Here is a 6,669-nt window from a genome sequence, read left to right as displayed (position 1 = left end):
GTTCGCGCGGGGCGGCGGCGGTGTGCGGGCGGGGCTCGAAGGCGGTGGTCATGGCGGTCTCCTCCCGGGTGGGGACTCATCAGGGTCCCGGCGGCGCCGCACCGGTCGGAGCGGCATCGCCCACGCTAGGAACCCGGGGCGGGCGGCCGGCCGGACCCGGCCGGGGCTGGGGAGGACACGCCGGGAGCAGCGGCCTGTGCAGGAGCGGAGGGGTCGCGCGGACGCGCCGGCACGGCCTCGGCCGGCCCGGCGTCGCGTCAGTGGGCGCGGTGGTCGGCCGGGGCGAGCTTGGGCCCGAACGCCTGCTTGCGCTCTCCGGAGAGCCCGATCATCCGCACCACCCGCTGCCGGTGCCCGGCCCATGGCGCGAGCAGGCGGAGCATCCCGGCGTCGTCGGTCCGGCGTCCCGTGAGGACCTGCCCCACGTACTGCGCCAGGTGGTAGTCGCCCACGGAGACGAGGTCCGCCGCCCCGTGGCTGCGCTGCAGCGCCTCGGCCGTGGTCCACGGCCCGATCCCGGGCACCGACTCCAGGCGCCGGGCCAGCGCGGCCACCCCGGCCGTGTCCCCGGGGGCGACCGCGTCGCCGAGCCGGTCGATGCTCGCGGCCCGCCGGGCGACCTCCAGCATGGTCCGCGACTGGGAGGGCTGCACCCAGGCCCGCGCATGCCAGTCCCACGAGGGGATCCGCAGGACGGCGGCCGGGGTCGGCGGCGGCAGCATCCCCGGCGGCACCGGGCCGGGGGCGGGCCCGTCGTCGTCGATCCGGGCGGCCAGCCGCACGAGGGTGCGCCAGCCGTGCCGCGCCTGGTCGTGGGTGACCTTCTGCTCGAGCACGGCGGTGAGCAGCTGCCGGGACAGCGCGCCCGCCGCCGGCAGCCGCAGCCCGGCCCGCATCCGCCGCGCCTCGCGCACGTGCGGCGGCAGCGCGGGCGCGCCGGAGTCCGGCCGCAGCAGGGCGTCGAAGGCGTCCCAGCCGTCGTCGTGCAGGCCGAGCAGGCGTTCCACGCCGGCGACGGCGGCGCTCGCGCCCGCGCCCCACGCGCGGGCCGTCACCGCGGTGCCGCCCCCTGCGGCCTCCCGGACGCCGGAGACCAGCAACGACGTCGGCCGGCCCGGGCCGTCCGACGCCACGTCCGGGGCGGGGGAGCGCAGAGTGAGCCAGACGCCCTGCGGTGTGGCGCGGACCGTGGGGTCGGCCGCACCGCGCTGCAGGGGGCGCAGGGTGAGCGCGACGTCCACGGGGACGGGCACGCGCACGCGGCGCTCGGCGTCCGGGGCGGTCATGCCCGCACCGTACACCCGGGCCCGGACAGGACGACGTCGGCCGTGACGGCGCGCACGCCGGGCGTTGCCCCGCGTGTCCGGAGCCCTCCTTCGGCGTCCGGCCCCTGGCGTAGCGTGGGGTGCGTGAGTGAAAAGACCCCCGCGCCCACCCCTGCGCAGCCCATGCAGTACGCCGAGAACGTCCTCGAGCTGATCGGGCACACCCCGCTCGTGAAGCTGCACTCCGTGACGGAGGGCATCGAGGCCACCGTCCTGGTGAAGGTCGAGTACCTGAACCCCGGCGGCTCCGTGAAGGACCGCATCGCGCTGAAGATGATCGAGGAGGCCGAGCGCGAGGGCCTGCTCGGCCCGGGCGGCACCGTCGTGGAGCCCACCTCGGGCAACACGGGCGTGGGGCTGGCCCTGGTCTCGCAGCTCAAGGGCTACCGCACCGTGTTCGTCACCCCGGACAAGGTGGGTCAGGAGAAGCGGGACGTGCTCAGCGCGTACGGCGCCGAGCTCGTCGTCACGCCCACCGCCGTGGACCCGACGTCCGAGGAGTCCTACTACGGGGTCGCCGACCGCCTCGTGCGGGAGATCCCCGGGGCCTATCAGCCCAACCAGTTCTTCAACCCCGCCGCCCCGGCCTCCCACTACGAGACCACCGGCCCCGAGATCTGGGAGGACACGGCCGGCCGCGTCACCCACGTCGTGATGGGCGCCGGCACGGGCGGCACCATCACGGGCACCGGCCGCTACCTCAAGGAGGTCTCGGCGGACCGCCCGTCCGGTCCGGTCCGCGTGATCGGCGCGGACCCCAGCGGCTCGGTGTACTCCGGCGGCGCCGGCCGGCCCTACTTCGTCGAGGGTGTCGGCGAGGACATGTGGGTGGACAACTACGACCCCGCGGTCCCGGACGAGGTCATCGCCGTCGAGGACGCCGAGGCCCTGGCCATGACCCGCCGCCTCGCCGCCGAGGAGGGCCTGCTCGTGGGCGGCTCCTCCGGTCTGGCCGTCGTCGCCGGCCTGCGCGCCGCCCGCGAGCTCGGCCCGGAGGACGTCATGGTGATCGTGCTGCCCGACTCGGGCCGCGGCTACCTCGCCAAGATCTTCAACGACCCGTGGATGGACGAGCGCGGCTTCGACTACGACGTCCGCGAGACCGTGCTGCCGGCGTGGGCGCGCGGGCGCACCCGCTCGGCGGTCCCGCAGATGGACGACGACGGCGCCACGGGGGCCGCCGGCGGGGCCGGCACGCCCGTCGAGGTGCTCGAGCACGCCGACGCCGAGCCGGCGACCCGCGCGGGCGCCCCCGCCGAGGCCGACCGCTGGTCCGCGACGGCGGGGGAGCTGCTGACCGAGAAGGCCGACCTGTTCCCGGGCTCCGTGCCCACCCTCGTCACCGCGGCCCCGACCACCTCGGTGGCGGACGCCGTGGCGACCATGAACCGGTACGGCGTCGACGCCCTGCCCGTGATCCTCGAGCCCCGGCACGACCTGCGGATCGGCGAGGTCCGCGGCACCGTCTCCTCCGCCGCGCTCGCGGACGCCCTCGCTGAGGGGCGGGCCACCGCGCAGACCCCCGTGGCCGACGTCATGGGCCCCGTGCTGCCCTGCCTGGGGGCGCGCACCCCGCTGCGCGCCGTGGCCCGGCGCCTCGCCCAGGACCCCGTGCTGCTGGTGCTCGAGGCCGGCCGCGTCCAGGGCGTCGTCACCCTGCACGACGTCCTCGCCCACGTCACCGCCTGAGGCCGGCCGCACCGGCCGCGCCCGCCCCACCCGACCCGATCTCTCCGAGGAGGCTCCCGAGATGACCGAGCAGAACGTCCACGAGGACCCGCACGCCACCACCCCCGACACCGGCGCCGAAGACGCCGCCGCCCACCCCCAGGGGGGAGGCTTCGGCACGCGCGCCGTGCACGCGGGCCAGCACCTGGACGAGGTGTTCGGCGCCGTCGTCCCGCCGATCCACCTCTCGAGCACCTACGCGCCCACGGCCGTCGGCGAGCTGCGGCGCGGCTACGACTACGGCCGCGGCACCAACCCCACCCGGGACGCGCTGCAGGAGCAGCTGGCCGCGCTCGAGGCCGGCGTCGACGAGTCCGGCGCCCCCCGGGCCACCGGCCTCACGTTCGCCTCCGGCCTGGCCGCGGAGACCGCGCTGATCATGGGCGCGGGCCGGCCGGGCATGACGATCGTGCTCGGCAACGACGTGTACGGCGGCTCCTACCGCCTCATCTCCCGCGTGCTCGCCCCGTGGGGCGTGGAGCACGTCGTCGTGGACATGGGGGACGCCGAGCAGGTCGCCGCCGCCGTCGAGCGCGCCGCCGCCGCGGGGCCGGTCATGGTGTGGCTGGAGACCCCGTCGAACCCGATGATGAAGATCTCCGACGTCGCCGCGGTCGCCGAGGCGGCCCACGCGCACGGCGCCCTGCTCGTGGTGGACAACACCTTCGCGACGCCGTACCTGCAGTCCCCGATCGCCCTCGGCGCGGACGTGGTGGTGCACTCCACCACGAAGTACATCGGCGGCCACTCGGACGTGATCGGCGGGGCGCTCGTGATCCCGGACGCCGCACTCGCCGAGCAGGTGAAGTTCCAGCAGTTCGCGGCGGGGGCCGTGAACGGGCCCATGGACGCGTACCTGACCACGCGCGGCCTCAAGACGCTCGGGGTGCGCATGGACCGTCACCAGGCCAACGCCCAGGCGGTCGCCGAGTGGCTCACCGGCCGCGCCGAGGTCTCCCAGGTGCTCTACCCGGGGCTGCCGGACCACCCCGGCCATGAGCTCGCGCAGCGGCAGATGCGCGGTTTCGGCGGCATGGTCTCGCTGCGCCTGTCCGGCGGCGCCGCGGCGGCCCGCCGCGTGGCCGAGTCGACCCGCCTGTTCCAGCTCGCCGAGTCCCTGGGCGGCATCGAGTCGCTGATGAACTACCCGGCGGAGATGACCCACGCCTCCGTGGCCGGCACCGAGCTGGCCGTGCCGGACGACCTGCTGCGCCTGTCGGTGGGCATCGAGGACGCCGAGGACCTCGTGGCGGACCTGGAGCGGGCTCTGGGCAGCCTCTGACCCGCCGACGTCCGCCAGAGGTCTAGCGCACGGGTGGGGAGCACGGGGCGGCGTAGTGTGACGGGCATGACCCTCACCGCCTTCGTCAACGCCCATGTCGTCCCCGTCGCCGCCGAGCCGTTCGACGGCGCCCTGCTCGTCGAGGACGGCCGGATCACCGCGCTCGGCCCCGACGTCGAGGCGCCCGACGGCGCCGAGGTGGTGGACTGCGAGGGGCGCTGGCTGCTGCCCGGCTTCGTGGATGCCCACGTCCACCTCGGCATGCACGCCGAGGGCGAGGTCGGTGCGACCGCGGACGTCAACGAGATGACGGACCCGGTGATGGCCGGGGTGCGGGCGATCGACGCCGTCGACCCGAACGAGCCGGGCTGGAAGGACGCCCTGGCCGGCGGGGTGACCACCGTGAACGTGAACCCCGGCTCGGGCAACCCGATCGGCGGCCAGGCGGTAGCGCTGCACACCCACGGACGCACCGTGGACGAGATGGTGCTGCGCAGTCCCTCGGGCGTGAAGTCCGCCCTCGGCGAGAACCCCAAGAACGTCTACAAGGAGAAGGGCCGCACCCCGTCCACGCGGCTGGGCACCGCCCTCGTGATCCGCGAGGCGTTCCTGCGGGCGCAGGGCTACATGGCCCGCCGCGCGGAGGCCGAGCGCGAGGACAAGCCCTTCACCCGCGACCCCCACCTCGACGCCCTCGCCCTCGTCCTGGAGCGCACGATCCCCTGGCGCCAGCACTGCCACCGCACCGACGACGTCGCCACCGCCCTGCGCCTGGCCGACGAGTTCGGCTACGACCTCGTCCTGGACCACGGCACCGAGGCGCACCCGCTGGCCGACCAGCTCGCGGCCCGCGGCGTGCCGGTGCTGATCGGCCCGCTGTTCACCACCAAGTCCAAGCCGGAGCTGCGGGGCCGCTCGATGCGCAACCCGGGCCGTCTGGCGCGGGCCGGCGTCGAGATCAGCATCATCACCGACCACCCGGTGGTGCCCATCGACTTCCTCGTCTACCAGGCGGCGCTGTCGGTGAAGGAGGGCCTGGACCGGGAGACCGCCCTGCGCGCCATCACCCTGCATCCCGCGCGCGTGCTGGGGCTGGACGACCGCATCGGCTCCCTCGAGGTGGGCAAGGATGCCGACCTGGTGCTCTGGTCCGGCGACCCGCTCGATGTCATGCAGCGGGCCCTGCGCGTGTGGATCGGCGGCCGTCAGGTCATGGAGTACGACCTCGCCACGGCCCGGCCCGTCGTCGCCTCCGCCCGTCCCGTGGAGGACTGAGCGGCGCCGCCGCCCGGCGGCGGGGGCGGGACGCGCGGGCTCAGCGCCGCACGCGCGAGCGCACGGGCGGCAGCCAGACGAGCGCGGCGCCCAGGAGCATCACGACGGCGAGGATGATCAGCAGGCCGTTGGCCCGCAGGAACGCGGGGGCGGCCAGCAGGACGGCGATGAACGTCAGGGTCCCGATCGCCGAACGACGGCGGCGCAGCAGACCGATCCAGCCCCACAGGGACGCCGCGGCCAGCAGGGCGACGGCGGTGCCCATCGTGAACTGCCCCGTCGCGCCGCCCAGCACGCCCACCGACTCCATGCCGGTGAGCGGATCGATGACGGGCTCGCCGCTGTCCTGTGCGCGGGCCCCGTTCCAGAGGAACGCGCCCGCGATGCCGATCAGCACCACGGTGACCGCGAGCCAGTAGAGGCGCGCGACCTTCAGGAGCGGGTGGACGAGGCCGGCGTCGGACTCGGCCGCGTCCCGCGCGACCAGGTCGCGCTCGCGGTCCGCGCGGCGCCGTTCCAGGCGCTCCTCGTCCTCGGCGGTGAGGCGGGCGCGCTCGGCGCGCAGCCGTGCGTCGTCGGCCCGCTGATTCTCCCGGAAGGACTGGGCGGCGCGGCCGGCGGCCCGGCCGAGCCCGCGGGCGAGGGGGCGGTCTTCGCTGTTCTGGGGCACCTGCCGAGCCTATCGCCCCGGCCGGTGAGCGACCGGGGTGTCCGAGGGCACAGCCCGGCCCGGGATCCGGTGGCGTAGACTGGGCGGACCGGATCCGGTCTCTCCCCCTGTGATGAATGAGCGTGGACGCGTGTGCCACGCCGGACTGCAGATGTCTGTGCAGATGTGTGTGCGGGTCACGAACGTCGTGGCCCTCGGGGGCTGCCGGGTGGACGGAATCATCTGACCCAGCTGGCCCCTGCGCCCCACGACGTCGACCCGCGACCGACGTCCTCCGGCGTGCGCCCGCGCATCCCCACAGGAGGACCCATGTCCGACATCCTCGATCCCCAGACCACCGCCGAGCCCGCCCCCGAGCTCGCCGAGGCGGAGCAGGAGGCCACCGGGAC

5 protein-coding genes are annotated in these 6,669 nt (G+C 75.6%); 3 read left to right on the top strand and 2 right to left on the bottom strand.

The genetic code is table 11. From position 1 onward, the window contains the following. Window positions 1–257: 257 nt before the first annotated feature. Window positions 258–1,286 carry a DNA-3-methyladenine glycosylase gene (locus J1M38_RS01565; RefSeq protein ID WP_060973447.1) on the bottom strand — a complete coding sequence of 343 codons (1,029 nt, stop codon included), beginning with the start codon at window positions 1,284–1,286 and terminating at the stop codon, window positions 258–260. Between the two features lie 162 nt (window positions 1,287–1,448). Here J1M38_RS01565 and J1M38_RS01560 point away from each other — a divergent pair, with 162 nt between their 5' ends. The 3 genes from J1M38_RS01560 (at window position 1,449) to J1M38_RS01550 (ending at window position 5,610) form a co-directional block, all read left to right on the top strand. Continuing rightward, window positions 1,449–3,014 (top strand): pyridoxal-phosphate dependent enzyme, encoded by a 1,566-nt coding sequence (locus J1M38_RS01560; RefSeq protein ID WP_036317690.1) that lies wholly within the window; start codon window positions 1,449–1,451, stop codon window positions 3,012–3,014. A 61-nt stretch (window positions 3,015–3,075) separates the two neighbouring features. Then, a complete protein-coding gene (locus J1M38_RS01555) occupies window positions 3,076–4,335 on the top strand; it encodes a cystathionine gamma-synthase (protein WP_078025945.1) in 1,260 nt (419 codons plus the stop codon). 66 nt (window positions 4,336–4,401) lie between these two features. Continuing rightward, the gene (locus tag J1M38_RS01550; protein WP_060974117.1) at window positions 4,402–5,610 is read left to right on the top strand and encodes an amidohydrolase; all 1,209 of its coding nucleotides are present in this window, start codon (window positions 4,402–4,404) and stop codon (window positions 5,608–5,610) included. Between the two features lie 40 nt (window positions 5,611–5,650). On the opposite strand, the gene J1M38_RS01545 is transcribed toward J1M38_RS01550, so the two are convergent. After that, complete coding sequence (locus J1M38_RS01545) at window positions 5,651–6,280, bottom strand: hypothetical protein (protein WP_060974118.1); 630 nt, start codon at window positions 6,278–6,280, stop codon at window positions 5,651–5,653. Between the last annotated feature and the right edge of the window lie 389 nt (window positions 6,281–6,669).

It is taken from the genome of Micrococcus sp. KRD070 (assembly GCF_017168435.1).
GTDB lineage: Bacteria > Actinomycetota > Actinomycetes > Actinomycetales > Micrococcaceae > Micrococcus > Micrococcus luteus.
Note: the sequence above shows the minus strand (reverse complement) of the source record. Positions and strands in the feature narration are given on the sequence as shown.